Source organism: Paenarthrobacter sp. 10L420 (assembly GCF_056395385.1).
Window position 1 is genome coordinate 61815 of record NZ_JBFTJK010000001.1, and the last position, 25133, is coordinate 86947.

Genomic DNA, 25133 nt, shown 5'->3' on the forward strand with positions numbered 1-25133 from the left:
AAGCACCGGCGGCCGAATCGGGAAATGGGGGAAAACCCGCCCCGGCCACCGGTGCTGTTGGCGGACATCCCCATGCCCGCCTCATCACTCGCACCCTCAATGAGGTAACTACTAAGTTACGGACCAAGGTTGGGTGCTGCCTGCAATATTCTTGGGAACAAGCTGGGAATCCGGACAGCGTTCGACCCCTCCATGGGCAAACTGCCATGATGGTGCAATGAGCAACCGAATCGCATTCCTTGGCTGTGGATCCATGAACGAGGCAATTCTGGCCGGTCTCCTTGCCGCCGGAACTGACCCATCTGATGTCGTCGCCACTGTCCGACGTGCCGAGCGTGCAGAAGAGCTTGCGCAGCGGTACGGCGTTATGGCGATCGCCGGCGAGGAAGAGCCGGACAACAACAAGCTTGCAAGCAAAGGTTCCGGCATAGTCATCCTTGGCGTCAAACCAATTGGCATTACAGACCTTGCACGGGAAATCAGCCCGGCACTCGCGAAGGACACCGTTGTTGTAAGCGTGGCAGCTGCGGTCTCCATCGCACAGCTTGAGGCCGCCCTTCCAGAGGGGCAGCCGGTGATCCGCACCATGCCGAACACACCCGCAAAGCTGGGGCGCGGCGTCGTATCTGTCTCGCCCGGAACGCACTGCACGCCCGAACAGCTGGAGAAGGTGAAGGCAGCGCTGGCAGGTGCCGGCAAAGTCGTGGAGGTGCCCGAGGAACAAGTGGACGCTTTGTCCGCCATCAGTGGATCCGGCCCGGCCTACGCGTTCTATTTGGCTGAGGCCATGGCCGCTGCGGGTGTTGAGCTGGGGTTGGACGCCGAACTGTCGGTCATGCTGGCCCGCGAAACGGTGGCGGGCGCCGGTTTCATGCTGGCGGAACCGGGTGCGGACCCCACCGCACTTCGAGTTGCCGTAACCAGCCCCAACGGAACCACCGAGCGGGCTATCGCAGCATTCGACGACGGCGGGATCCCCAGGATCATTGCCGAAGGAGCCCGTGCAGCTGCTACCCGGGCGGCGGAGATCACCAAGCAGCTGGGCTGATCCCCAACCGCACCTACGGTCGCGCTGCGAAGCGCTCCAGGAGGTCGACGTGTCCGGACACGATCAACATGTCGTGGCCGGACACCTTGGTTTCCGGCCGCGCATACGTGAAGTCCTCGCCGGGAGTCTTCACGCCGACGATCGTCACGCCGTATTTGGAGCGCACCTTGGATTCTTCCAGGGTGAAGCCCACGGTCTCCTTGGGCGGATACATCTTGACGATCGCGTAGTCGTCGTCGAACTCGATGAAGTCCAGCATGCGCCCTGAGACCAGGTGCGCGGCACGGACGCCGGCGTCGGCTTCCGGGTAGATCACGTGGTTTGCGCCGATCCGGCTGAGGATCTTGCCGTGGGATGGGGTGATCGCTTTGACCCAGAGGTGTTGGATGCCCAGGTCCACCAGGTTCACGGTGATGAGTACCGAGGACTCGATGGACGTGCCCACGCCTACCACGGCGGAGCTGAACTCCTGGGCCCCCAGCTGGCGCAGGGCATCGATGTTGGTGGCGTCGGCCTCCACCACGTGGGTGAGCACGGGCGCCCATTTCTGGACCAGGGTGCGGTCACGTTCAATCGCCAGGACTTCCCGGCCTTGCTTGACCAATTGCTCGGCTGTGGCCGACCCGAACCGGCCAAGGCCAATGACCAGCACTGGTGCGTTGTGGGCGGGACGGTTGGGCGCCCCTGTGGTACTAGCCAATGATTGGCCTCTCTTCCGGGTAGTGGTACAGCTGGCTGCGCTGGCGCAAGGCCAGGCCGGCAGCGAGGGTTACGGTGCCCACACGGCCTGCGAACATGAGTACGGTCAGGACGTAAACGCCCGACGGCGGCAGCTCGGCGCTGAGGTTGGTGCTCAGTCCCACGGTGGCAAAGGCGGAGATGGTTTCAAAGAGCACTCTGTCCAGTGTTGCGCCGCTGATGGAGAGCAGCAGGAATGCCGCGACCGAGACAAGGGTGGCACCGGCAACGATCACGGAAATCGCCACCCGCATGGTGCCTTGGGGAATCGTGCGGCCGTAGACCTTCACGTCGGCATCGCCACGGGCCTCGGCGACGATGGCGAGGAACATGACGGCGATGGTGGTCACCTTGATGCCGCCGGCCGTGGACGCCGAGCCGCCGCCGGCAAACATGAGGGCATCGGTGAGGAGCATGGTGGTGGATTCCATGTGGTTTTGGTCCACCAGGTTGAATCCGCCTGAGCGCGTCATCACGGAAGCAAAGAGGGAATGGATGAGCTTGTCGCCCAGGTCCATGTGCGCGATGGTCCGCACGTTGTCCCATTCCATGAGCGCCCACAGGACTGTGCCGGCGAGCAGCAGGATGAAGGACACCTGGATGGTGATCTTGGTGTGGAGGTTCCACTTCTTCCAGTTCAGGCCGTTCTGTTGGAGGACCATCACTACGGGGAAGCCGAGGCTGCCGAGGAACACGCCCAGCATGAGTGGTACGAGGATCCAGAGGTCGGTCTCGTAGGGGACGATGCCGTCCGAGTGCGGCGTAAATCCGGCATTGTTGAAGGACGAGATCGAGTAGAAGACTCCGTGCCAAACCGACTGCCAGAAGGGCTCTCCGAGGAGCATGAAGCGGGGGATCAGCGCAAGGGCAAGCGCGCCTTCGATCACCACGGAGGTCACGATGACGATGCGGAGCAGCGTACCCACTTCACCAAGCCTGCCGGCGTTGTTCATGGCTTCCTGGGCGATGAGCTTGCCGCGGACACCAAGCCGCTTGCTGACCATGAGCGCCAATAGTGAAGCCAGGGTCAGGGTGCCAAGGCCGCCCACAAAGATGCCCACCAAAATAATGAGCTGGCCGAGGAAGGACCAGTGGGTGGCGGTGGAAACCACGGTCAGGCCCGTAACACAGACACTGGAAACTGCCGTGAACATGGCCTGGTGAAGAGGAGTAGGTTCGCCCGACGCCGAGGAAAATGGCAAAGACAACAAGCCTGTGAAGAGCAGGATCACCGAGGCGAAAGCGACCAGTGCCAGACGGGCCGGGGACGTGTTGGCGATGTTGTCGATGAAGTCGCGCGCACGCGTGAAAATCCACAGACCTTCACGTTCCTGCTGGCCGGGTTGCCAGTTGGCCGGGCTCACGGAGCGCGACTGGCTTTGAGACATGGGGTTCTTCCTCGGTTGAACATGCTTTCCTGAGTAGTAAACCACTATTCCTGCGGCGTAACCGGGCGGTAGTGCAGCGCGGCCTCAGGTAGCCTGTTCTGGATGAACTCCAGGCTTGGAACAACCGCTTCCAGCATTACGCGATCCGCACTGCCAACGACGGTGGTGTGGGATCCAGCCATGACTGCTTACAACTTTGGTCCCAGCCATCCTATGGCCCCGCAGCGCCTGGAGTTAACGGCGAGGCTCGCGGAATCCCTTGGTCTTTTCAACCACAGCCATGTGGCGGTGGAGGCGCCGGAGCTGGCCACCGACGTCGAACTTTGCTCGGTGCACAGCGCCGACTATGTGGAGGCTGTCCGCCGGGTGAGCGAGAATCCTGGCCTGCCGGAGGAAGGGCGGGGTCTTGGGACGGAGGATGATCCTGCGTTCGCCGGTATGCATGAGGCCAGCGCCCGGCTCGCCGGTGGCTCTTTGCTCGCTGCGGAATCCATTCTGTCCGGCAACGCCGTCCGTGCCGTGAATTTCAGTGGCGGAATGCACCATGCAGCACGTGACCGCGCCAGCGGTTTTTGCGTCTACAACGACGTCGCGATTGCCATCCAACGGCTGCTGGATGGCGGCGTGCAGCGCGTCGTCAGCATCGACGTCGACGCCCACCACGGCGACGGAACGCAAAGCATTTTTTGGAATGACCCCCGCGTCATGACGATTTCCCTGCATGAGTCCGGTCTTACCCTCTTTCCGGGAACGGGTTTTGCCAATGAAACCGGTGGCCCTGATGCGCAGGGCACGGTTGTCAACGTCGCGTTGCCGGCGTTCACCGGAGATGCCGCGTGGCTTCGCGCCTTCCATGCGGTGGTACCGCAGCTGGTTGCCGCCTTCAATCCCGAGGTGATTGTCAGCCAGCATGGCTGCGACTCGCACCGCCTGGATCCATTGACGCACCTCAACCTCAGCGTGGACGGGCAGCGTGAGGCGGCCAGCGCCGTGGCGAGCCTCGCCGCCAGATACTGCGATAACCGCTGGATCGCCACAGGCGGGGGCGGCTACGACGTTACGGGTGTTGTGCCCCGTGCCTGGAGCCATCTGATCGGGATGGTGACACAGCGGCCGGTGCCCTTGAGCACCCCTGTGCCAGAAGCGTGGCGTAATTATGTCAGGGAAACTTACGGCGTATGGGCTCCGGAGTCGATGAGCGATGACGTGGATGTTTGGTGGCGCTCTTGGGAAGTTGGATACGACCCAGCGGACGAGGTGGACCGCACGGTCATTGCCACACGCAAGGAGATCTTCCCTTTGTACGGGTTGGATCCCTGGTTCGATTAGCCGGACTCACCAGCTATGGCTCGGACTTCTCCGTCTGGAAGACCACGCCCGCCGCACCCACGAGCCAGCCCAGCAAGGACAACGCAAAGGCTCCGATGAGGTCCGTGGACGCCTGGCCCTTGAACAGCCATAGCACCAGGACCAGCAAGCCCATGGTGATGTAAACCATGATCGCGAATATCACCCGTCCCGATAAACGCAGGGCAACCTCCGCCGGGCTGACGAGGGGACCGGATTCGCCAGCGTTCGTGTTGTCCCGCTTAACCTCCGAGATAGTGAACCCGAGTGCAGATGCCGTAAGCGAACTCAGGGACGTTGCGAGGACTCCCGCCGCGGTAACCAACGCTCCGTTCAGCTCAGGGGCGCTCAACCCACCGGTTGGAACCCAGGTGCCGACCCGGAGGAGCACGGCACTCCACACGAAGACGAATACGGCAAGGAACACCCCGGCGATGATGTTGAAGATTTGCCGCCGAAGGAAATCAGTCATTGCCCGCACCCCGTGCTTTTGGCGGCCGGGGCCTGGGAGCCCGGACGGACCGTGAGTCCGTTTTAGCATCGGCTCTTGATAGGGTCAACGATCCGGCGGAGTCGCGGCACGAAACAGGGATGCCATTTGGCGTATATGTCGCTAGGGTGGGAGGCATGGTGACTGACGACGTATTTGCCGTCATAGCTGAGGCAACCAGGCGCGACATCCTGGTTTCACTCCGCTCTGGGGATAAAGCTGTAGGCGAACTGGTGGAAGAACTGGCTGCAAGCCAGCCCACTATCTCCAAGCATCTGAAGGTGCTCCGCGAGGCTGACCTCGTCAGCATGCGTGCCCAGGGGCAGAAGCGCTACTACGCGCTGAACCCGAAACCGCTGGCGGGCGTAGCCACGTGGCTGGAAACGTTCGACGTCGGACCCTCGGCTGCTGCCGCCGTCGGACAGTCCGTGGAAGCAGCCCCTCAAACGGTGGCTTCTGCTGAAGTTGCTTCGCTTGTGGAACCCGCTGTGCCGGATGTCATCGAAACTCGTGCAGACGCCGTTAGCAAGGCCGTGAAAGTCCACTCAGATGGGATGCCCGTCTCGCTGGAACTCGCATCGGACGATACCGTCCCGCAGCAGATCGGCCGGACTGTTGGCCGCGCTGCCACTAAAGCCGCGGACCTGCTGGCTAACCTCCCGAACCTTCCGAACCTCCCGAAGTTCGGTCGCAAGCGCTAGTGCGCTATATCCAAGCAATCCAACGTGATCTTGGACACCTTGTGAGGTTTCATTAAGGTCAGGTTTCCTTGCGTTTGCGCGGATTTTCTACAGTTGTGTTAACTCCGGGCCGAAGGTCACAATCCCATCGGATGGAGATCCTACGTCCATCGGTGCAACCATGAGCGGGACTGAATCGTCTCGCCGCCGGCCGGCGCACTGAGGGATAGGAAGACGCATGGATTCGAGGCTCGAAGCTGTCAGGGACACCGTGTTGGCGCGGAATCCAGGCGAGAAGGAGTTCCACCAGGCTGTCACCGAGGTCTTCGAAAGCCTGGGGCCGGTTCACGATCGGCACCCCGAATTTCTGGAAGGTGCCGTCCTGGAGCGTCTTTGCGAACCTGAGCGGCAGATCATCTTCCGCGTACCGTGGACCGACGACGCTGGCAGGGTCCACGTAAACCGCGGTTTTCGGGTGGAGTTCAACTCCGCGCTCGGTCCCTACAAAGGTGGGCTGCGGTTCCATCCCTCCGTTTATCTTGGCATCGTCAAGTTTCTCGGCTTTGAGCAGATCTTCAAGAATGCCCTCACAGGCATGCCGATCGGTGGTGGCAAAGGCGGTTCCGACTTCGATCCCCGCGGGCGCTCGGATGCCGAGATCATGCGGTTCTGCCAGTCGTTTATGACTGAGCTCTATCGTCATATTGGTGAGTACACGGACGTCCCTGCTGGCGACATCGGCGTTGGTGGACGCGAGATCGGCTTCCTTTTCGGCCAGTACAAGCGCATCACCAACCGCTACGAATCCGGGGTCCTCACCGGCAAAGGGATTTCCTGGGGTGGCTCGTTGGTCCGGCCGGAAGCCACGGGCTATGGCACGGTGATCTTTGCCCAGGAGATGCTCAAGACCCGCGGCACTTCCTTCGACGGCCAACGTGTTGTGGTGTCCGGTTCCGGAAATGTAGCCATCAATGCGATTGCCAAAGCGCAGTCGCTCGGTGCAACTGTGGTGGCCTGTTCCGACTCGTCCGGTTACATCGTGGACGAGGCTGGGATCGACGTCGGGCTTTTGCGCGACATCAAGGAAGTGGAACGCGCCCGGCTAACGGAATACGCGCTTCGACGGCCCGGATCCAACTACGTAGCGGGTGGCTCGGTGTGGGACGTGAACGGTACGGTCGCGCTGCCTTGCGCCACCCAGAACGAGCTCGACGGCGATGCTGCCGCCAAGTTGGTCAGCAACGGCCTGATCGCTGTGGCCGAGGGGGCCAACATGCCCTCCACACGGTCGGCCGTGTCAGTGTTTCAGGAGGCTGGCATTCTGTTCGGGCCGGGCAAAGCCGCCAACGCTGGAGGTGTTGCTACGTCCGCACTGGAAATGCAGCAGAACGCCAGCCGTGATTCGTGGTCGTTCGAGCACACGGAACAGCGGCTTACCGAGATCATGGTGGGCATCCACGACCGCTGCGCAGCAACCGCCGAAGAGTATGGTTCGCCTGGTAACTACGTGGTGGGCGCCAACATCGGCGGCTTCGTCAAGGTAGCCGACGCCATGCTGGCGCAGGGCCTGATCTAGCGCACCCTTACCCAACTGGGGGACAGCACCTGTCGCTATGAACGCTCATAGCGACAGGTGCTGTCCCGTACATGGGGTCGCTAGTGCTGAAGCAGCCGCACGTGGTCCGGGTTCAGGTCCGAGACTTTGCTGACGCCCAGCAGCGCCATGGTCCGGGTCATGTCCTTCTCGAGGATCTGGATGGTGCGGTCCACGCCTTCGCGTCCGCCGGCCATGAGTCCGTAGAGGTAAGCCCGTCCGATCAAGGCAAAGTCTGCCCCCAAGGCGAGAGCTGCCACGATGTCAGCGCCGCTCATGATGCCTGTGTCCAGCATGACGGCAGCCTTGCTGTTGTCAGCCTTCAGCGCCGAAGTAACCTCGGGAAGCAGGTGGAACGGGATGGGTGCGCGGTCCAGTTGGCGGCCGCCATGGTTGGACAGGACGATGCCATCAGCGCCATGGTCCACCACTTTACGGGCATCCTCCACAGTCTGGATGCCCTTGACCACGAGCTTGCCCTTCCAGGTTTCACGCAACCAGTCCAGGTCCTCGTAGGTCAGCGTGGGGTCGAACATTGAGTTGATCAGGTCCGCCACCGTGCCGGTGTAGCGCGACAGGGACGCGAAGGTCAGCGGTTCATGGGTCAGGAAGTTGAACCACCAGGCGGGTCGGTAGGACGCATCCAGGACGGTCTTGAGCGTCAGTGCCGGCGGGATGGTCATGCCGTTACGTACATCCCTCAACCGAGCCCCGGCTACAGCGGTGTCCACGGTCACCATAAGGGTATCGTTGCCTGCTTTGGCGGCGCGCTCGATCAACTCCAGTGAGCGGTCGCGGTCGGTCCACAGGTACAGCTGGAACCAGTTGCGGCCGTTCGGAGCGGCTGTAGCAACGTCCTCGATCGAAGCAGTGCCCATGGTTGAGAGCGTGTAGGGAATACCCGCGGCTTCTGCGGCCTGCGAACCAGCGTATTCGCCCTCCGACTGCATCATGCGGGTGAACCCGGTGGGCGCGATGCCGAAGGGGAGGCGCGATTCCTTCCCCAAAATGTCGGTGCGAAGGTCAATCCTGGAAACATCACGAAGGATCCCGGGGCGGAATTCGATGTCCTGGAACGCCTGGCGCGCGCGGCGCAGTGTGATTTCTTCCTCCGCGGCACCGTCCGTGTAGTCGAAAGGTGCTTGTGGCGTGCGACGCTTGGCGATCTCGCGCAGCTCCCAGATGGTGCTGGCGCGCTTGAGACGGGCGGCCTTGCTGAATTCCGGCTTCTTGAACTGCATCAGCGGGGCCAGATCGGACACTTTGGGTATGCGTCGCTTCAGTGCCGGAGGTTGCACGACGGCGGGGGTCGGCTGCGGCGGCCGGCTGACGTTCTCGTCGCTGCCGGCATTGGCCGGAGCGGCTGTGATCTTCGGATCGAGGGTGTCGGTCATGCGGTTCTCCCTTGAAATTCTGTGGTCCTACCACTGTGGTCTAACCACACTCTAAGCCATGTGGTTGGACCACATCAACTAGTATTCCCGTATGCGTACCCACGAACTAGTCCTGCAGTGGATAGAAAAGCAACTATCCGACGGCGACCTCGCCCTCGGCGGACGCCTCCCCGGAGAACGGGCCATGGCCGAGCAGCTGCAGGTATCCAGGACATCCGTGCGGGAAGCTGTGCGGATCCTTGAAGCAATGGGTGTGGTGCGCGCGGGAGTTGGTTCGGGCAAGGACGCGGGAACGGTAGTGATCGCCGAGCCCGGCTCGGCACTGGGCTCGACGCTCCGCCTCCACGTGGCAACGCGACACCTTCCCGTGGCCGACATCGTGGAGACGAGGGTGTTGCTCGAATCCTGGGCGGCTGCGCGGGCAAAGGTTGGTGCCCCCGCGCTCGACGAGGCTGCGGCCTTGCTCGAGCAAATGGACAACAGCCCGGATATTGAGACGTTCCTGGCGCTTGACGCCCGGTTCCACGTGGCACTGGCACAGGCTGCCGGGAACACCGTGGTCAGTGCCATGATGGCGTCATTGCGTGGCGCCATTGAAAACTACGCCGGGAAACTCACCGGAAACCTGCCTGACTGGAAGGCCACCTCGGACAGGCTTCGGGCGGAACACCACGCGATATTGGCAGCCGTCAACGCGAACGACGGCGGCCGGGCAGCAGACCTTGTGGCCGCCCACATCCAGGGTTTCTACAAGGAAGCCGGAGTGGGCTCGCAGCCTGCCGGGGAATAGAACAACGCGGGGTCACTTGTGGCCCATGTTGGGCTTCTGGATGGGCCATAAGTGACCCCGCGTTGCATTTCTAGGCGGGCTTCAAGGCCGGGGCCGCGGTGCTCTTGCGGATTTCCATCCGCGGCGAGAACTCATCCTGGGCTTGCGTGGTGGATTCTCCGGCTTGCTGGATCTGCTCCCGCATCCGCCGCCAGGCCAGGCTCCCAAGTTCATTGATGGGAACGGCGGCCGTGGTCAGCGGGGGAGTGGTGTACTTGGCGAACGGGATGTCATCGAACCCCGTTACCGAGATGTCCTCCGGAACCCGCACCCCCCGCTCGTGGAGACCGCTGAGCAAACCCATGGCGACGAGGTCATTGAAGGCCAGGATGCCCGTTGCACCACTGGCGATGATGGCCTCGGTGGATTCATGTCCGGAGTCGAAGTTGGATCCGCCGGGGAGCATTTGGAGTTCAATTTCCGGGTGTTCCTTCCGGAATTGCTCCAGGCCCACCAAGCGCTGGCGGTTGGATGCGCTGTGCTCCGGGCCGGAGAGGAAGGCCAGACGCCGGTGACCCAGGGTCACCAGGTGCTGTGCCAGTTCCTGGATGCCTTGGCCGTAGTCCACGCTGAGACTTGGAGTGTTGGTTGCCACCGTGGTGCGGTTGATCAGAACCAGTGGATGCAGGGTGGGTGCGAGCTCTTCGAGTTCGGCATCGCCCATACGGGGTGCGCAAAGCACCACACCATCGCAGCGGCGGCGGGCTTCTCCGGCAAGGATTGCTTCCTCGCTGGTTACTTCGGAGGAATCTGCGATCAGAACGCGGTACCCGTCCTGGGCTGCCGCAATGCTTAGTCCGCGGAGAATGGCCTGGAATGTGGGGTTGGCCAGGTCCGGGACAACAATGCCGATGGTGTCGGTCTTGCCCAAGGCCAGGCTTCGTCCGACGGGGTTGGGTTGATATTTGAGTTCGGCCGCTGCAGCCCTGACGCGGGCGGCGATGCCGGGATCCACGGCGGCGTTACCGTTCATGACGCGGGACACTGTGGCGTGCGAGACGCCTGCTTTCTCCGCGACATCGGCTATGCCAACCCGCCGATTGGTGTTCCTCCGTGCCATGTTGCCCCTTCCGGTTGGCAGTCCGCGTGCTGCCCCTGCGTTGGGGCAATGGTTGACGGAACCGCCAGAGTCTTGATACAAAGCTTATAACGCTCTGAGAAAACGCTTTCTCATGATTCTTCCCAGTTCACGCCGGGCCGTCAAGCGGTTCACTCTGCCTTTTGAAAGGGGCATTTCCATGGTCAACGTCGACACCGCCGAGACCCATTCACCCGGGGCAGACACATCCGCATCCGCCACCGGAAACGCTGATCGTCATCGGACCCGCATGGCCCTTATCGGCACCGGCGGCCGTTCTGAAATGTACATTCGCGCGATCTATGGACAGCACGCTGACGTAGCTGAGCTCGTCGCGTTGTCGGACGTGAACCAGGGCCGCGTGGATTTTTACCAGGAACTCATCAAGGAACTCGGCGGGACAGAGCCGGTGGCATACTTCGAGCCAGCCAAGCTGACCGAGTTCATCCAGGGCAACGGCATCGAACGCGTCATCGTCACGACGCCGGACTACACCCACGCGGACTACATCGTCGAGGCACTCGAGGCGGGTGCCGACGTCGTGGTTGAAAAGCCCCTGACCATTGACGTTGAGGGCTGCCGCCGCATTACCGCTGCCGTGGCGGAAACCGAACGGAACGTCGTTGTTACGTTCAATTACCGTTATTCGCCGCGCAACACCGCGCTGAAGGAGATCATCCAGAACGGCGTGATCGGCAAGGTCACCTCCATCGACTTCACGTGGGTGCTGGACACGGTGCACGGCGCGGATTATTTCCGCCGCTGGCACCGTGAGAAGAAGAACTCCGGTGGCCTGCTGATCCACAAGGCCTCGCACCACTTCGACCTCGTCAACTGGTGGATCAATGATGTCCCCGAGCGCGTTTTCGCCTCCGGTGGGCTCCGCTTCTACGGCGACAAGAATGCTGCCGAGCGCGGTCTTGGTGCCCGCCCCGAACGCGGCACAGTTGATGGCCTGGCGCGTGATCCGTTCCGCCTGGACATGCGCGAGGACGAACGCCTGAAAGCCCTGTACTACGACAATGAAAAGTTCGACGGCTACCTCAGGGACCAGGACGTCTTCACTGAAGGCATCACCATCGAGGACAACCTGGCCCTCGTGGTGGACTACCAGGGCGGCCCCACGTTGAGCTACTCGCTGAACGCCCACAGCCCGTGGGAAGGCTACCGGGTTAGCGTCAACGGTACGGAAGGCCGGGCCGAACTCGAGGTGGTTGAGCGCGCAGCGGTCCAATTCAGCACTGACAAGAAGACCGTGGTGGACCCCAGTGCCACGCCTGTCGAGGAAGAGGACGCCGTTCGACGAAACGGGGAGCGTCTGGTGGTCCAGCGCCACTGGGAGGCGGCCTACGAGGTCCCGATCGTCAACGGCGAGGGAGGCCACGGAGGCGGCGACAACCTGCTGCTCTCAGACCTCTTCAATGGACCCGGCGTGGACCCTTTGGGTCGACCCTCGGGGTACATCGATGGCCTCCGTTCCGTCTCAGTCGGCATCGCCGGCAACCAGTCCCTGGACACTGAACTCCCTGTCCGCATCAGCGAGCTTGGCCTCGGCGTCGATCTCAGCCGCGGCCAGGCCTAGCGGCACGCCACTTACACAAGGACAACACCATGAGCAGGATTTTCGTCACCGGCGGTTCGGGCCGCCTTGGCCGCAGCGTCGTGACCGGACTCGCCCAGGCCGGCCACGAGGTGGTCTCGGTTGATCGCGATGCCGTCCCGGCCGAGCAACTGCCGGCCAATGCCGTGCAGTACACGGCAGACCTTATGGCCCCGGGAGAAGCGGAGCGGCTTTTCCGGGAAACAAACCCCGACGCCGTCATCCACCTCGCTGCTATCGCCGTACCTTTCAGCGCGCCTGAGGAAGTCATCTTCAGTACCAATACCCGGCTCGCCTACGCGGTGATCAGTGCAGCCACTGACGCGGGTATTCCCAAGATTATTACGGCAAGCAGCCCCACCGCCCTGGGCTACGGCTCACCCGCCGGTTGGATGCCGCCGTCGTTCCCCTTGGACGAGCAGACGCCACCCAAGCCCTGGAATGCGTACGCATTTTCCAAGCTGATCGCCGAACAAACAGTGCAGATGTTTGCCGCGGCGCAAGGCAACAAAATCCGGTACGCGGCATTCCGGCCCTGCTTTGTCATCTCCCCGGAAGAGTGGCAAGGCGCTCCCACGCAGCAGGGACACACGGTCCGCGAACGCCTTGCCGATCCGGCCCTGTCCGCCCCCGCGTTGTTCAACTACGTTGACGCCCGGGACGTAGCAGAATTCCTGGACGTCCTGTTGGAAAAGATGGACACCATCCCCAACGGCCAGGTGTTCTTCGTCGGAGCCAAGGATGCCTTGGCCACTTCCCCGCTCGCTGAGCTGTTCCCGCGTTTCCTGCCCGGCAGCGCCCCGCTCACCGAACACCTGACCGGCACCAGCCCGGCGTTCTCGGTGGGGAAAGCGCGTGAGCTGCTTGGCTGGGAGCCCAAGCGCAGCTGGCGTACCGAACTTACGCCGCCCTACGAAGGCGCAGATTCAGCAGCATCAGACCAAGCACTACTCGACGACGAGAATCCTGCCGGCCTGGTCCCGGCAGGAGCAACCAAGGAGACACCATGAACTTCGACGGCGTACTGTTTTTCCCCGTCACACCCTTTGCCGAAGACGGCTCGGTGGACGTAGCACTCCTGAAGGAGCACATCACGTCACGCCTTCCTTTTGGCCCCGGAGGTGTGTTCCCCGCGTGCGGCACGGGTGAATTCCATGCCCTCTCCCTGGAGGAGATCCGGACCGTGGTGACTGCCGCCGTCGAAGCTGTTGCCGGAGCTGTCCCGGTAGTCGCAGGCGCCGGCGGCCCGCTGGGCCACGCCCTTGCTGCCGCCAAGGTTGCCGAGGAGGCAGGCGCTGACGCCTTGCTGGTTCTCCCGCCGTACCTCGTAACAGGGCCAACAGACGGCGTCGTTGCTTACGTCGAGGCCATCGCCGCAGCCAGTAGCCTGCCAGTGATCGTGTATCACCGGGGAACGGCGAAGTTCACTGCCGCAGCCATGACCCGTCTTACTGCGAACCCCAAAGTCATCGGCTTCAAGGATGGGATCGGGGACGTCGGCCTGGCGCAGGAAATCGTATCCGCCATCAACGCCAGCGGCCGAACCGACTTCGCACTCTTCAACGGACTCCTCACGGCAGAGCTGACACAGGGCGCCTACCGTGGCCTCGGGATCCCGCTCTATTCCTCTGCTGCCTTTGCCATGGCTCCGGAGATCGCAAAGGCCTATTACGACGCCTACGTCTCTGGTGATGAAGACCGCCGAAACGCACTCCTTGAGGGCTTCTACGCCCCCCTCGTGAGACTTCGGGACCAGACTCCCGGCTTCGGCGTTTCGCTCGTCAAGGCGGGCCTGCGCCTGGCCGGTTTGCCGGTAGGCCCTGTTCGCCCGCCGTTGGTCGACCCCACAGACGAACAACTGTTGGAGCTCAAATCGATCCTGGCCAAGGGCCACGAGCTGGCCGTCAGCTGATGACAGCGCGCATTACGGGGCTCACCACGCGGTTGATCACGGTTCCGCTGCTGCGCAGTTGGGGTGCTGAAGCGCCCGAGAACCATGTGATCGTCACCGAGCTGACCACTGACGACGGCGGCGTGGGCCATGGTTTCTCGTGGACACCTACTATTGGTCCCCAGGCAGTCAAAGCCCTCCTGGACCACGACATCGCCCCCTTCATCCTTGGCCTGGAGCCTAATCCGGAAACGGTGTGGGACCAGCTGTGGAAGCGCCTGCACGAGGCAGGTGGGGGAGGCCTGACCACTATCGCCATGGCCGGCGTGGACCTCGCGCTGTGGGACCTCAAGGCACGTCAGTCCGACACCTCCGTCACTGCTCTTCTGGGTCAACGCCAGGAATCGGTGGAGGTCTATGGCTCGGGCGTGAACCTGCACTACTCCTTGGAACAACTCGTGGAGCAGGCACAGCGTTGGGTTGCCGCTGGTCATAAGGCTGTGAAGATCAAGGTGGGAAAGCCTGAGCTACGCGAGGATGCTGAACGGGTTGCCGCAGTGCGGCAGGTCATCGGCCCGGACCGTCTGCTCATGATTGACGCCAACCAACGCTGGGACCTGGCCCACACCTTCCGTGCTTTGGACGTTTTGGGGGAGTACGGACTGGAATGGCTGGAAGAACCAATCCGCGCTGACGATCTCTGGGCTTACCGGCGCCTGCGTAAACACTCTCCAGTGCCCATCGCGCTGGGCGAGAATGTCCACACCATCTACCGTTTCCGCGACTTCATCGAAGCCGAAGCCGTGGATATCATCCAACCCAACATTGTCCGCGTGGGCGGCATTACGCCATTCCGCAGGATCGTTGAGTTGGCCCGCGCCAACAGCATCAGGGTGGCTCCGCACCTGCTTCCGGAGCTCTCCGGGCAGTTGGCGCTCACCCTGGCTGAGGCCGTGAGCGTGGAGGACGTGGAAGACGCTTCCTTTGAGCAGCTCGGCATCCTCGCTGAGCCGTCTCCCATCCGAATCCGCAACAGCAGGCTCAGCTCCGTAGGCCGTCCAGGCCTTGGCTTCGACTTTGCCGCGAATCCGACCGCACGTGAGAGCTCCGTCCTTGAGAGCAGCTCCGACCCTGAGAGTAAAGGAAACCACATTGAGTACAGCAACTCTTGACCTGACCGCGGTGACGGCCGCTGCCGCCGCAGCCTTCAAGGTGACCGCCGCAGCGTCCGACGCCGAGCGCGCGGCCTGGCTGACCGCCGTCGCCGACGCCCTGGACGCCAACGTGACGGAACTGGTGTCCATAGCTGACTCCGAAACCAGCCTTGGTACGGTTCGGCTCACCGGAGAGGTAGCCCGGACCAGCGGCCAACTCCGGCTGTTCGCGAAGGTCGTCACGGAGGGCTCGTACTTGGAGGCCGTCATCGACCACGCGGATCCTGCCGCCACCCCGCTCAAGCCTGACCTGCGCCGCATCCTGCGTCCGATTGGACCGGTGGCCGTGTTCTCGGCGTCGAACTTCCCGTTCGCGTTCTCGGTGGCCGGTGGCGACACCGCATCGGCGCTCGCTGTCGGTTGCCCGGTGATCGTCAAAGCCCATTCCGGCCACCTCCGCTTGTCCCAGCGGACTGCCGAGATCGTGACCGAAGCCCTGGCCAGTGCCGGCGCTCCGGACGGAATCTTCGCCCTCGTGAGCGGACGCGAGGCAGGTACCGCCCTGGTGCAGGATCCCGCGATCAAGGCCGTGGGCTTCACCGGTTCCATCCCTGGCGGCCGCGCGCTGTTCGACCTCGCAACGTCCCGCCCGGAGCCGATTCCCTTCTACGGCGAGCTGGGCAGCCTGAACCCGGTGGTTATCACTGATGCTGCCCTGGCCGACCGCGGCCACGAACTTGCGGCAGGCCTGGCTGGTTCCTTCACCCAGGGCGCGGGGCAGTTCTGCACCAAGCCCGGGCTGGTCTTTATCCCCGCTGGCACCGAGTTCGCTGCCCAGGTAGCAGAGGCAAGTAAGGACAAGCCGACCGCGGCCATGCTGACTGAGCGGATCGCGGAGGCCTACCCTTACGGCCTGCGCAGTGTTGCGGAGCAGCCGGGTGTTTCGGTGGTGAGTGGCACTGTGGATCAGGACAGCCTGGCCGACGGCGCCGCGCCGGTGGTGTTCTCCACAAGCGCCGCCAACGTGCTGGAGCGTCCTGATGAGTTGCTGGAAGAGTGCTTCGGGCCCACCACGCTCCTCATTGAGTACGCCAATGATGAAGAGCTTTCCCAAGCCCTGGCCAAGGTTCCGGGCAGCCTCACCGCCACTGTCCATGCGCAGCCGGGTGAGGACGTTTCGGCGCTCGTGGAGCAGCTGAGTGAGCTCGCCGGGCGGGTCCTGTTCGATGGTTGGCCCACTGGCGTTGCCGTGAATTGGTCGCAGCAGCACGGAGGACCGTACCCCGCCACGACATCGCTGTTCACCTCCGTGGGCGCCACCGCGGTCCGCCGCTTCCAGCGTCCGGTGGCTTACCAGGACGCGCCGGACAACATCCTGCACCCGGCCCTGCGCGAGTCGAACCCGTTGGGCATCCCGCGTCGGGTGGACGGCGTGCTAACACTCAGCTAACACCTCCCCGCACGCACCCAACTAAGTAGCAGTTAAGCGCGTTCTTCGCCCCCTCAAAACGCGCTTAACTGCGACCTAGTTGGGTAGGGGCGGACAAAAGGGGCGGGGCCACCATCACGGTGACCCCGCCCCCTCGCGTTGGTTGGGGTTTGGTGCAGCTTACGGCCGCAGGGTGATCGGACGACGGCGGCCGTCCACTTCCGTGGTTGGCCAACGGTCGTCAGTGGTCAGGACGCGCAGGCCGGAATCCGTGAGCAGGACCGTGTCTTCGATTTTCACGCCTGGTCCGGAGGGGTTCCACGTGAAGGGCTGGTTGACGACGATTCTGTCCGTCACGTCTGCAGTGACCCGAGGATCACGGCCCGCATAACCTGCAGGACCACCCTGGTGATGCATTGTCCATTGCTCGGGACCAAAACCATGACGCACATAGGCATCCTGGATACCAGCGAAGACCTCATTGAGCTTGGCACCCGGCACGGTGGCACGGAATACGTCCGCTTCAACTGCTGCGATGCGGGATTCGGCGTCGAGCTCCAGGTGAGTGCCGGCGTCGAACGCTACCCAACGGGTCACGTTGGCCACCAAGCCATGACGCCGGGCACACACTACTGCCATGGCCCTGCGGCCAATGGGGGAATGCGTGGCGAGTGGATGGCGGAAGTCGCTGCGTGAAGCACCATTGCAGAGCAGGACAAGCGGCTCTGCACCCACCGCCACAATCCGCGCGGCCAGCTCGGAGACGAGCTGAAACTCTGTGGTTTCCGGCGTTGCACCTGTGAGGACATCCGTCATGGCAGCTGCGGCATCGGCGGAGAGCTCGGCATAGCGGGCTGTCTCCGCGGGCAGGAGCTGCTGCCGGGCTGCGCGAAGTTCGGCGGTGACAGCGGCTTCCATCAGCGGGTTTCCATCGTCGGCCAGCCCGGCCGCAGAGGCATGCAGTTGGCCGTGCCACGGAATACTGTGCAGGTTGACGCCCTCGGGAAGTTCCTCTGCCTCGATCCGGCCGGCTTCGTTGTTGAACGTCACCAGGTGATCCCCGGTTCGATCCACCAAGAGGGCGGCAATGGGATCGCCGGCCAGACTGATGTGGACCCGGCTGCCGTCCAGGTACCAGGTGAGCGCCGTGTTGCTGGTGAGCAGAAGCGAGTCGCGACCCGAGTGGTCCAGGATGTCCAGGATGCGGCGGCGTTTCACCACACGGTCGGCGGCATTGCCGGGCACAGTGACGGCAGCCAGAGCCGGCGTTAATTGAGTCGGAGCGGTCATGCTGGGTCCCCCTGGGTTGAAATGAGCTGTTCAATGTCTTGAGTGGCAAGGAAGCCGTCGGCAATGAGCACCCTGACCGTGCGATGCACAGGGCGGCCGGGTTCTGCGGCCACCGGCGACTCCCATGCCAGGGACAGCCCCACACCCGGATAGCCCGAGTGCCGAACGAACCAGGGGTCCGGCGCTTGAGGCGACGCAAGGAAGACGAGCGTGGCCGGATGGCCCAGACCCGGATCGCCTGCAGTATGACCGCCACCCGTTACGGCGTCGAAAGTTCCTGACCAAGCCAGCCAGGGCGCTACGCTGCCATGGACCGCATCTTCACCGCGCGAATCAGGGGTCCAGATGGTCGCATCGCTGACCCTTGGCAGGCGCCAGAAGAAGCCGCCGTAACCGCCCTCCGCTCTTCCGTTGGAACCCGGGCTGCCCAGCAACACGGGGCGTCCCGTGGCGGATTCGAGCCTGAAGTCCAGCGTCAGCTGCCAGACGGAATCCCCGACGGCGGCCCAGCGCCACCCGCGCTGTTCGCGGAGGACAGGGGTACCGTCAGGGCCCACCCAGCTCAACAGTTCGTGCCGCTCGCCATCCCTGTGTACGGCGCCATCTCCGTGGTCGGCGCTATCCCTGTGCTCGGCAGACTCAAGGACCACGCGGCCGTGGTCCTTGCGCCAGACGTAAGCTCCGGCGTCGCGGGTGTAGGTCCGGCCACCCCAGAAATTGATACCGTCCACGTCCTGGATTGCGACCCCTGCCCCAAGGTGCCACACATGGTCCTCCGGGATGTGGTCACTTACGACCGTGCCGGCAAGGGTTCGGATGGGGTGGAGGTATGGGCGCGGAGAGGAAGTTGGCCGGATGTGGGAGCCGTCCCGGACGGTGGCGACGGCTGTGCCGTTGACCTTCAGTTCTGGCTGGGCTGATCCAGCGGTACTCGCCGCCCACGGCGCCCCGAGTTCCGCGAACGTGGCCTGGCCCAACGTAGCGCGTCGGATCCACGAGTCGATGCCCTGCACCACGGCATGGGCGTCGTCGCCGTCACCCAGCCATGTCACATGGTCTGGATGGATGAGCGTGGGTGCGTCCGAGGTTCGTACCGCTTCCAGCACGGACATGTAGGCGCCGGCTCCACTCAGGGGGCTCAGCAGATCTTGTTCGGTCCGTGCTGACAAGAGGTTTTCCAACAGGTCCGTCCGCCCGAAAGTCTCAGTCCGGACCCCGCTGGGAGTGGTGACCTCCACACTGTCTTCCGTGTAGGAAAGCCTGATCTGCCCGAGTGTGCCGTAGATGGTCACCGATGGCGCTGACTGCACTGGTGCGCACAACGTCAAGGCACACGTCAGCACAGTGCCTGTCGCGGTCCGGACCCTGATCACGGAGGTGTCATCGCTCTCGGTGTCATTCGCACGGTATAGGTCGGTTTCGACCAATTCGACGTCGGCAAGGGTCCTGGCACCTGCGAGTCGCAGCCCAGTAGCCACAGCGTGTGCCAAGGCGTTCGTCGCCACGCCGTCCACCACATCCGTGCCGTTCAGGCTTCGCTTACCGGCCCAGCGGGAGCGTTTGAAGTAGCCCTTGGTCCGGAGCCATAGACCGGTGGCGCTGATGCCGCGGACCTCGCCGATTTCTCCCGAGGCCACAAACTTTTCAATGGCGGGAAGGGCGTGCGAACCAAGGCTCTGGAAACCGACTTGAACCAGCCGCCCGGCGCTCGCCGCCGCTGCAAGCACGCTTTCGTATTGCGCCATGGAAGCCACGGGAGGCTTTTCGAGGTAAACGTTGGCGCCTGCCCCGAGCGCTGTGAGGGCCAGCGGGGCGTGGGTTTGGATAGGGGTGGAAATGATGACGACGTCGGGGGCTCTTCCCGCAGCCAGCAGCTCCTCCAGGGAACTGTAGACGCCCACCTCAGGAGGCAACTGGTCCTGGGCCGGCGGCATTGGATCGGCAACAGCTACTAGTTCAAGCATTCCGGCAGAACCAAGCCGACGGAGGTTGTCAAGGTGCCTTTCGCCGAATCCGTGAACGCCAACGAGTGCTACCCGGGGCAGTTGGTTGGGAATGGCCACGTTGGTGCCGGCGGCCGTTGAGGGCGAAGTCATAGTGCTGTCCTAGCGGGATCAGTTGTGGGGAAACGATGGGGTTTTGCCCGGAGGTTGGAGGAGAGGAATGCTGCCGCCTCTTCCTGCATGGCAGTGGAGAAAACGTGGGGCTCGGGCCAAAAGCTGCCTGTGTACCGCCCAGCCGGCATCCGCTGCGAAAGGTGGGCATCGGCGTCGCGCATTCCTGCCTCTGGAAACAGTTCGTCGGCAAGTGCGTACTGGACCAGGACAGCTCCGGCAGTTGAACGCACCACCAGATCGGGCCAATCCCCCAGCTTTGACAGGCCAGGGGAGTGGAGCAACCAGGAATGTGCATCGAGGTAGGCGGGGAGGAGTGAGGCGAAGGTGGTCATCATGCACGTGACCACGTAACTTCGGACCAGGGGACTCAGTGCAGCGAGCACCATGGCCCGGCCGCCTCCACCTGAAAATCCAATGCATCCAAGGCGTTCCGCATCGACTCCGGGGAGGGCCGCCAGGATGCCCAGAGCCGCGACGTCGTCATGCGCGACTGTCCCCGCGATGCTGGTGCCCAAGAGGATTGCGGCCTTCGCCACAGTTTGTTCGTGGTCTGCCGCTGCTGCGTTGTAAAGATCCGCCGCGGAAGGTTCGACGCCGGGCTCCCGCCACAGTGCCTGCTGGCCGTTGACGGCGTGGGCCGTCCGCCAGGGCAGGGGTTCGAGTCCGAAGCGGCGACTGCCCCACATGAAGGCGTCGTGCGCCAGGACCGCGAAGCCCTGCTGCGCAAGCCACGTAGCGAACGGCCGCCCACCGTACAGCTTTTCCCGCAACTCGGCCGGCACCGGATCGAACCCGGCCGCAGTGGTGGCGTCGGCGTCGTTCTCATTGTCTTGTGGAAGTAGCACCAGCCGCTCCGCGCCATGGGATTTGATCCCACCGTGGCAGTGAAGAGCCAGTATCCCGGGCAGCGGGCCTATGGAGCCAGCCGGCCGCACGAACCAAGCCGAGGTTCTTGACCCGAATCCAAGCTGCCACGACAGGCGGGAGGTGATGACGCCGTCGTGTTCGGTTTCCGAGTCCACGCTGTATTCAGGAGCCGGGCCAATAGCCGGAACTCCGAGTGTGTCGGCAAGCTGCTGGGCACTTGGTGAGGCTGCCGCGAAGGGATGCCGGGCAACGTAAGCGGGCCAATCCTCGTAGCGCTCAAGAGCGCTGGGGCGGGTGGGCGCTGCGGCTATGTCAGCAGTGGTCATGGCAGTCGCCGTGCTTGGGGAACAATGGTGTCCTGCCTTTTCGGTGCGGATGATGCGCGAAAGCGCACGCCGGACTTCTTGGTGTGTGTAAACGGGTCGCGTGTAAACGGGTCTGGGCGGCTTCGTCAGAAAACGCTTTCTCAAAAATTAGCAAAAGGCTGTACATGGGTCAAGAAAGCGTTTACTTTGGTACGGAGCCGCTGATTACCAGGACCCGTATCCCGGTGAGTCAAGGGGTACCGCCAAGAGAACGGCGGCGTCCCGGAAGGCAAGCATCAACCACACTCGTACTCCGTGGATGGCCACGATGACCAAAGGAGACCACATGGCCGCTTATGAACACACGGGGACGCCGAAAGGCGTTCGCGGTCAGGCAGGAGGGAAGCGATGAGCGCCATCGGCGAACTCTCCACAATGTCCCGCCGCAAGGGGCCCATGACCAAGGAGGAGAAGAAAGCGAACGGCCGCGACAACAAGGCCGCCTATGTTTTCCTGCTTCCGTGGCTGATCGGCCTCGTGGTCATAACCGTGGGTCCGATGCTGATGTCGTTGTATCTGTCCTTCACGGACTACAACCTTCTGCAACCACCGCAATGGGTGGGAATCGACAACTTCGTCCGTATGTTCGGCGATGCCCGCCTGCATAATTCCCTGCGCGTCACCTTCACGTATGTGCTGGTAGGCGTGCCGCTCCAACTGGCTGTGGCCCTGGTGATCGCGCTGGTCCTGGACAAAGGGCTTCGTGGCCTTCCGTTCTACCGCTCCATCTTCTACTTGCCGTCGTTGCTGGGCGGATCTGTGGCTGTTGCGATTCTTTGGAAGCAGATCTTCGGCACCACCGGCCTTGTGAACCAGGTCCTCGCCATGATCGGCATCCAGGGGCCTGGCTGGATCTCGGATCCCAACACGGCGCTCGGCTCCATCATCCTGCTGCACGTCTGGACGTTCGGCAGCCCCATGATCATCTTCCTGGCGGGCCTGCGCCAGATCCCGAACATGTACTACGAGGCCGCCGAAGTTGACGGCGCCACCACCTTGCAGAAGTTCTGGCGGATCACGCTGCCGATGCTGAGCCCCATCATCTTCTTCAACCTGGTGCTGCAAATCATTGGTTCGTTCCAGTCATTCACGCAGGCGTTTATCGTCTCTGGCGGCAACGGCGGACCGTCCGACTCCACCATGTTCTTCACGCTGTACCTGTACCAGAAGGGCTTCGGTCAGTTCGATATGGGCTACGCCTCCGCGATGGCCTGGTTCCTGCTGGTCATTATCGGCGCCTTCACTGCCATCAATTTCATCGCTTCAAAGTATTGGGTGTTCTACGATGACTAAAATCCAGACCCTCCCCGCCGCCGCTGAGAGCCAAAGCAGCAAGACCAGCAAAAGCCCGCGCCGCCGTGAATCGCCAGGAAGCCTGGCTTTCAGCCGGAACGCCCGCATCAAGGGACTCATCAAGCACGCCATCTTGATCCTCGTTGGCGGGATCATGATCTACCCGCTGCTGTGGATGGTTGTTTCCTCGCTGCGGCCCAATGACCTCATCTTCCGCGAACCCGGCCTTTGGCTGAATAACCTGGAAATGAGCAACTACACCGATGGTTGGTCTGCGCTGACGCACCCCTTCGGGCATTACATGATCAACTCCGCCATCGTCGTACTTGGCTCGATCCTCGGAAACCTGATCTCGTGCTCCATGGCCGCCTATGCCTTCGCCCGGCTGCAGTTCAGTGGCAAAAAGCTATTCTTCGGAATCATGCTGCTGACCATCATGCTGCCATTCCATGTTGTGATCGTGCCGCAGTACATCCTGTTTTCGCAGATCGGTTGGGTGAACACCTTCTGGCCGCTCATCGTGCCAAAGCTCCTGGCCACGGACGCGTTCTTTGTGTTCCTCATGGTCCAGTTCATCCGTGGCATTCCGAAGGAATTGGATGAGGCTGCCCGCATTGACGGCGCCGGCCACCCGAGGATTTTCCTCCGGGTCATACTTCCTCTCATGGTTCCGGCCCTCGCCACCACCACGATCTTCACTTTCATCTGGACGTGGAACGACTTCTTCGGTGCACTTATCTACCTCACTGATCCGGACATGTTTACGGTCCCCGTAGCGCTTCGCGCTTTCGTTGATTCGCAGTCCGCCACGAGTTGGGGATCGCTCTTCGCGATGTCCATCGTGTCCCTGTTCCCTGTGTTCCTTGTCTTCCTGTTCGGCCAGCGGTTCCTCATCAAAGGCATCGCAACCACCGGCATCAAATAGGACGTCGACGTACTGAGTGGAAGTCCAGGGCTTCCGCCCGACAAGTAATACAAGCTGGGATCTTGTCATACAAGATTGTGACTTGTAGCATAAAACCCACGCAAGAAAACGCTTTCTCATTCGTATCAAGATCAAAGAGGATCGGAGACAACAGTGCCGGTATTTCCAAAGGGTGAAGGAATCGCCCCTGCAGGTGCTTCCGCAGGTTCTTCCAAAGCCCGCGCATCGGAACCCAAGGCCAAGCGGTCCAAGCGGCGGCTTCGCGCCTCCGCAATCATCGCTGCCACAGCTGCTGCCGTTCTGGCGCTCAGCGCATGCGGCAGTGGGGCAGAACAAAAGAGTGCCGACGGCAAGGTGGAACTCCGCTTTTCCTGGTGGGGCGGCGACAAGCGTGCGCAATTGACGCAGCAAGCCATCGCGGCTTTTGAAGCCGAGAATCCCAACATCAAGATCAAGGCCGAATATGGCGACTGGAGTGGCTACTGGGACAAGCTGGCCACCCAGGTTGCTGCCAACGACGCTCCGGATATCATCCAGATGGACGAAAAGTACATCACCGAGTACTCCACTCGTGGAGCGCTCCTGGATCTGTCCAAGTACAAGATCGACACGTCCAAGCTGGACGAAGCCGCGCTGAATGCTGGCAAGGGTTCCAAGGGACTCACTGGTATTGCAGCAGGCATCAACGCTGCCACCATCCTCGCGAACCCGGCTGTTTTCAAGGCTGCGGGCGTCGCTCTTCCGGACGACAAGACCTGGACGTGGGAAGACTTCGAGCGCATTGCCGCGGAGGTCACGGCCAACTCTCCCAAGGGAACCTACGGGGCTGCTGCATACGGTACCGATGAGGCGTCCCTGGGTGTGTGGCTGCGTCAGAACGGCAAGTCACTCTATACCCAGGACGGCAAGCTTGGTTTCGAGCCCTCGGACGTCGCAGGCTACTGGGACTTCCTGAAGGAACTCAGCGAGAAAAAGGCTGTTCCGTCGGCATCGGAAATTGTTGAGGCCGAGGCTGCTCCACTGGATCAGAGTGGCCTGGCAACCGGCAAGAACGGCATGGCGTTCTGGTGGTCCAACCAGTTGCCGGCGCTCGAGAAAGCTGCGGGCGGCGAACTGCAGATCCTTCGTTTCCCCTCCAAGACGGGCAAGGCCACTGATACGAAGCTTTGGTACAAGGCTTCCCAGTTCTGGTCAGCATCCTCCAGGACCAAGCACCCTGAAGAGACGGCCAAGTTCATCGACTTCCTGACGAACAACGTCAAGGCCGGCGAAATTCTGCTGGCTGACCGCGGCGTTTACCCCAACTCGGACGTCCGCGATGCAATCGCTCCCAAACTGGCGACGGCGGACACCAAGGTGGTCAACTTCATCAGTGAGATCCAGCCCGAGCTCGGTGAAGCTCCGGCCGCACCGCCCAAGGGTGCAGGTGCCATTCAGGAAATCATCAAGCGCTACTCCTCGGAAGTCCTGTTCAACAGGCTCTCCACCGAGGAAGCCGGTAAGAAGGCCGTGGACGAGATGAAGTCCGCGATCGGAGCCTAGCTTCCGGCATCAATGCATCAAAGAACCGCGTCCCGGGCGAATCATTCGTGATCCGCCCGGGGCGCGGTTTTTGC

Annotated in this window: 22 protein-coding genes; 13 read left to right on the forward strand and 9 right to left on the reverse strand. The window is 62.5% G+C overall.

From position 1 onward, the window contains the following. The first annotated feature begins 217 nt into the window (after positions 1-217). Positions 218-1048, forward strand: a complete 831-nt coding sequence (proC, locus tag AC1DD5_RS00280) for a pyrroline-5-carboxylate reductase (RefSeq protein ID WP_442003452.1) — start codon at positions 218-220, stop codon at positions 1046-1048. Between the two features lie 13 nt (positions 1049-1061). Here the strand turns inward: proC and AC1DD5_RS00285 are convergent, their stop codons facing one another. The 3 genes from AC1DD5_RS00285 to AC1DD5_RS00295 are packed head-to-tail and all read right to left on the reverse strand — an operon-like array spanning position 1062 to position 3356. Further along, complete coding sequence (locus tag AC1DD5_RS00285) at positions 1062-1700, reverse strand: potassium channel family protein (protein WP_377652913.1); 639 nt, start codon at positions 1698-1700, stop codon at positions 1062-1064. 40 nt (positions 1701-1740) lie between these two features. Next, positions 1741-3174, reverse strand: a complete 1434-nt coding sequence (locus AC1DD5_RS00290) for a TrkH family potassium uptake protein (protein ID WP_442003453.1) — start codon at positions 3172-3174, stop codon at positions 1741-1743. 44 nt (positions 3175-3218) lie between these two features. After that, positions 3219-3356, reverse strand: coding sequence for a hypothetical protein (locus AC1DD5_RS00295; protein ID WP_442003454.1), 138 nt, complete (start codon positions 3354-3356; stop codon positions 3219-3221). On the opposite strand from AC1DD5_RS00295, the gene AC1DD5_RS00300 reads away from it, so the two are divergent. Further along, entirely contained in the window at positions 3355-4503 is a 1149-nt protein-coding gene (locus AC1DD5_RS00300; RefSeq protein WP_477520354.1) for an acetoin utilization protein AcuC, read from the forward strand. The genes AC1DD5_RS00295 and AC1DD5_RS00300 overlap by 2 nt on opposite strands. Positions 4504-4516: 13 nt before the next feature. On the opposite strand, the gene AC1DD5_RS00305 is transcribed toward AC1DD5_RS00300, so the two are convergent. Next, positions 4517-4993, reverse strand: coding sequence for a hypothetical protein (locus AC1DD5_RS00305; RefSeq protein WP_442003456.1), 477 nt, complete (start codon positions 4991-4993; stop codon positions 4517-4519). 155 nt (positions 4994-5148) lie between these two features. On the opposite strand from AC1DD5_RS00305, the gene AC1DD5_RS00310 reads away from it, so the two are divergent. Together AC1DD5_RS00310 and gdhA are read left to right on the forward strand one after the other, a co-directional pair. Continuing rightward, a complete protein-coding gene (locus tag AC1DD5_RS00310; RefSeq protein ID WP_477520355.1) occupies positions 5149-5712 on the forward strand; it encodes an ArsR/SmtB family transcription factor in 564 nt (187 codons plus the stop codon). A 217-nt stretch (positions 5713-5929) separates the two neighbouring features. Further along, complete coding sequence (gene gdhA / locus AC1DD5_RS00315; RefSeq protein WP_477520356.1) at positions 5930-7267, forward strand: NADP-specific glutamate dehydrogenase; 1338 nt, start codon at positions 5930-5932, stop codon at positions 7265-7267. 80 nt (positions 7268-7347) lie between these two features. On the opposite strand, the gene AC1DD5_RS00320 is transcribed toward gdhA, so the two are convergent. After that, complete coding sequence (locus AC1DD5_RS00320; protein ID WP_477520357.1) at positions 7348-8679, reverse strand: alpha-hydroxy acid oxidase; 1332 nt, start codon at positions 8677-8679, stop codon at positions 7348-7350. Positions 8680-8770: 91 nt separating this feature from the next. On the opposite strand from AC1DD5_RS00320, the gene AC1DD5_RS00325 reads away from it, so the two are divergent. Next, on the forward strand, positions 8771-9469 hold the full coding sequence (locus AC1DD5_RS00325; RefSeq protein ID WP_477520358.1) for a FadR/GntR family transcriptional regulator: 699 nt from the start codon (positions 8771-8773) through the stop codon (positions 9467-9469). 70 nt (positions 9470-9539) lie between these two features. On the opposite strand, the gene AC1DD5_RS00330 is transcribed toward AC1DD5_RS00325, so the two are convergent. Then, positions 9540-10568, reverse strand: a complete 1029-nt coding sequence (locus tag AC1DD5_RS00330) for a LacI family DNA-binding transcriptional regulator (protein ID WP_477520359.1) — start codon at positions 10566-10568, stop codon at positions 9540-9542. 178 nt (positions 10569-10746) lie between these two features. On the opposite strand from AC1DD5_RS00330, the gene AC1DD5_RS00335 reads away from it, so the two are divergent. From AC1DD5_RS00335 to AC1DD5_RS00355, 5 genes are read left to right on the forward strand one after another with little or no spacing between them, the layout of a single operon-like run. Beyond that, the gene (locus AC1DD5_RS00335) at positions 10747-12168 is read left to right on the forward strand and encodes a Gfo/Idh/MocA family protein (protein WP_477520360.1); all 1422 of its coding nucleotides are present in this window, start codon (positions 10747-10749) and stop codon (positions 12166-12168) included. Between the two features lie 29 nt (positions 12169-12197). Further along, a complete protein-coding gene (locus AC1DD5_RS00340) occupies positions 12198-13196 on the forward strand; it encodes an NAD-dependent epimerase/dehydratase family protein (RefSeq protein ID WP_477520361.1) in 999 nt (332 codons plus the stop codon). After that, the gene (locus tag AC1DD5_RS00345) at positions 13193-14098 is read left to right on the forward strand and encodes a 5-dehydro-4-deoxyglucarate dehydratase (protein ID WP_442018906.1); all 906 of its coding nucleotides are present in this window, start codon (positions 13193-13195) and stop codon (positions 14096-14098) included. The genes AC1DD5_RS00340 and AC1DD5_RS00345 overlap by 4 nt, the downstream gene beginning before the upstream one ends. After that, complete coding sequence (locus tag AC1DD5_RS00350) at positions 14098-15249, forward strand: mandelate racemase/muconate lactonizing enzyme family protein (RefSeq protein ID WP_477520362.1); 1152 nt, start codon at positions 14098-14100, stop codon at positions 15247-15249. The genes AC1DD5_RS00345 and AC1DD5_RS00350 overlap by 1 nt, the downstream gene beginning before the upstream one ends. Further along, complete coding sequence (locus tag AC1DD5_RS00355; protein ID WP_477520363.1) at positions 15230-16681, forward strand: aldehyde dehydrogenase (NADP(+)); 1452 nt, start codon at positions 15230-15232, stop codon at positions 16679-16681. The genes AC1DD5_RS00350 and AC1DD5_RS00355 overlap by 20 nt, the downstream gene beginning before the upstream one ends. 159 nt (positions 16682-16840) lie before the next feature. Here the strand turns inward: AC1DD5_RS00355 and AC1DD5_RS00360 are convergent, their stop codons facing one another. From AC1DD5_RS00360 to AC1DD5_RS00370, 3 genes are read right to left on the reverse strand one after another with little or no spacing between them, the layout of a single operon-like run. Further along, positions 16841-17950: a M24 family metallopeptidase gene (locus tag AC1DD5_RS00360; RefSeq protein ID WP_477520364.1), complete on the reverse strand. Its 1110-nt coding sequence runs from the start codon at positions 17948-17950 to the stop codon at positions 16841-16843. Then, the gene (locus AC1DD5_RS00365; RefSeq protein ID WP_477520365.1) at positions 17947-20046 is read right to left on the reverse strand and encodes a DUF6807 family protein; all 2100 of its coding nucleotides are present in this window, start codon (positions 20044-20046) and stop codon (positions 17947-17949) included. The genes AC1DD5_RS00360 and AC1DD5_RS00365 overlap by 4 nt, the downstream gene beginning before the upstream one ends. Beyond that, complete coding sequence (locus AC1DD5_RS00370; protein WP_477520366.1) at positions 20043-21260, reverse strand: acetylesterase; 1218 nt, start codon at positions 21258-21260, stop codon at positions 20043-20045. Before AC1DD5_RS00370 ends, AC1DD5_RS00365 begins: the two co-directional genes overlap by 4 nt. A gap of 387 nt (positions 21261-21647) precedes the next feature. Here AC1DD5_RS00370 and AC1DD5_RS00375 point away from each other — a divergent pair, with 387 nt between their 5' ends. The 3 genes from AC1DD5_RS00375 to AC1DD5_RS00385 all read left to right on the forward strand — a co-directional run bounded on the left by AC1DD5_RS00375 (position 21648) and on the right by AC1DD5_RS00385 (position 25059). Continuing rightward, positions 21648-22592: a carbohydrate ABC transporter permease gene (locus AC1DD5_RS00375; RefSeq protein ID WP_477520367.1), complete on the forward strand. Its 945-nt coding sequence runs from the start codon at positions 21648-21650 to the stop codon at positions 22590-22592. After that, a complete protein-coding gene (locus AC1DD5_RS00380) occupies positions 22585-23517 on the forward strand; it encodes a carbohydrate ABC transporter permease (protein WP_477520368.1) in 933 nt (310 codons plus the stop codon). The genes AC1DD5_RS00375 and AC1DD5_RS00380 overlap by 8 nt, the downstream gene beginning before the upstream one ends. Before the next feature lie 153 nt (positions 23518-23670). Next, positions 23671-25059 (forward strand): ABC transporter substrate-binding protein, encoded by a 1389-nt coding sequence (locus AC1DD5_RS00385; RefSeq protein ID WP_477520369.1) that lies wholly within the window; start codon positions 23671-23673, stop codon positions 25057-25059. Positions 25060-25133 lie beyond the last annotated feature (74 nt).

What these genes read in the sequence shown, in the direction of transcription:
- proC (WP_442003452.1), top strand. Translation starts at nt 218, where the DNA reads ATGAGCAACCGAATCGCATTCCTTGGCTGTGGATCCATGAACGAGGCA.
- AC1DD5_RS00290 (WP_442003453.1), bottom strand. Translation starts at nt 3,174, where the DNA reads ATGTCTCAAAGCCAGTCGCGCTCCGTGAGCCCGGCCAACTGGCAACCC.
- AC1DD5_RS00300 (WP_477520354.1), top strand. Translation starts at nt 3,355, where the DNA reads ATGACTGCTTACAACTTTGGTCCCAGCCATCCTATGGCCCCGCAGCGC.
- AC1DD5_RS00295 (WP_442003454.1), bottom strand. Translation starts at nt 3,356, where the DNA reads ATGGCTGGATCCCACACCACCGTCGTTGGCAGTGCGGATCGCGTAATG.
- AC1DD5_RS00305 (WP_442003456.1), bottom strand. Translation starts at nt 4,993, where the DNA reads ATGACTGATTTCCTTCGGCGGCAAATCTTCAACATCATCGCCGGGGTG.
- AC1DD5_RS00310 (WP_477520355.1), top strand. Translation starts at nt 5,149, where the DNA reads ATGGTGACTGACGACGTATTTGCCGTCATAGCTGAGGCAACCAGGCGC.
- gdhA (WP_477520356.1), top strand. Translation starts at nt 5,930, where the DNA reads ATGGATTCGAGGCTCGAAGCTGTCAGGGACACCGTGTTGGCGCGGAAT.
- AC1DD5_RS00320 (WP_477520357.1), bottom strand. Translation starts at nt 8,679, where the DNA reads ATGACCGACACCCTCGATCCGAAGATCACAGCCGCTCCGGCCAATGCC.
- AC1DD5_RS00325 (WP_477520358.1), top strand. Translation starts at nt 8,771, where the DNA reads ATGCGTACCCACGAACTAGTCCTGCAGTGGATAGAAAAGCAACTATCC.
- AC1DD5_RS00330 (WP_477520359.1), bottom strand. Translation starts at nt 10,568, where the DNA reads ATGGCACGGAGGAACACCAATCGGCGGGTTGGCATAGCCGATGTCGCG.
- AC1DD5_RS00335 (WP_477520360.1), top strand. Translation starts at nt 10,747, where the DNA reads ATGGTCAACGTCGACACCGCCGAGACCCATTCACCCGGGGCAGACACA.
- AC1DD5_RS00340 (WP_477520361.1), top strand. Translation starts at nt 12,198, where the DNA reads ATGAGCAGGATTTTCGTCACCGGCGGTTCGGGCCGCCTTGGCCGCAGC.
- AC1DD5_RS00345 (WP_442018906.1), top strand. Translation starts at nt 13,193, where the DNA reads ATGAACTTCGACGGCGTACTGTTTTTCCCCGTCACACCCTTTGCCGAA.
- AC1DD5_RS00350 (WP_477520362.1), top strand. Translation starts at nt 14,098, where the DNA reads ATGACAGCGCGCATTACGGGGCTCACCACGCGGTTGATCACGGTTCCG.
- AC1DD5_RS00360 (WP_477520364.1), bottom strand. Translation starts at nt 17,950, where the DNA reads ATGACCGCTCCGACTCAATTAACGCCGGCTCTGGCTGCCGTCACTGTG.
- AC1DD5_RS00365 (WP_477520365.1), bottom strand. Translation starts at nt 20,046, where the DNA reads ATGACTTCGCCCTCAACGGCCGCCGGCACCAACGTGGCCATTCCCAAC.
- AC1DD5_RS00370 (WP_477520366.1), bottom strand. Translation starts at nt 21,260, where the DNA reads ATGACCACTGCTGACATAGCCGCAGCGCCCACCCGCCCCAGCGCTCTT.
- AC1DD5_RS00375 (WP_477520367.1), top strand. Translation starts at nt 21,648, where the DNA reads ATGAGCGCCATCGGCGAACTCTCCACAATGTCCCGCCGCAAGGGGCCC.
- AC1DD5_RS00380 (WP_477520368.1), top strand. Translation starts at nt 22,585, where the DNA reads ATGACTAAAATCCAGACCCTCCCCGCCGCCGCTGAGAGCCAAAGCAGC.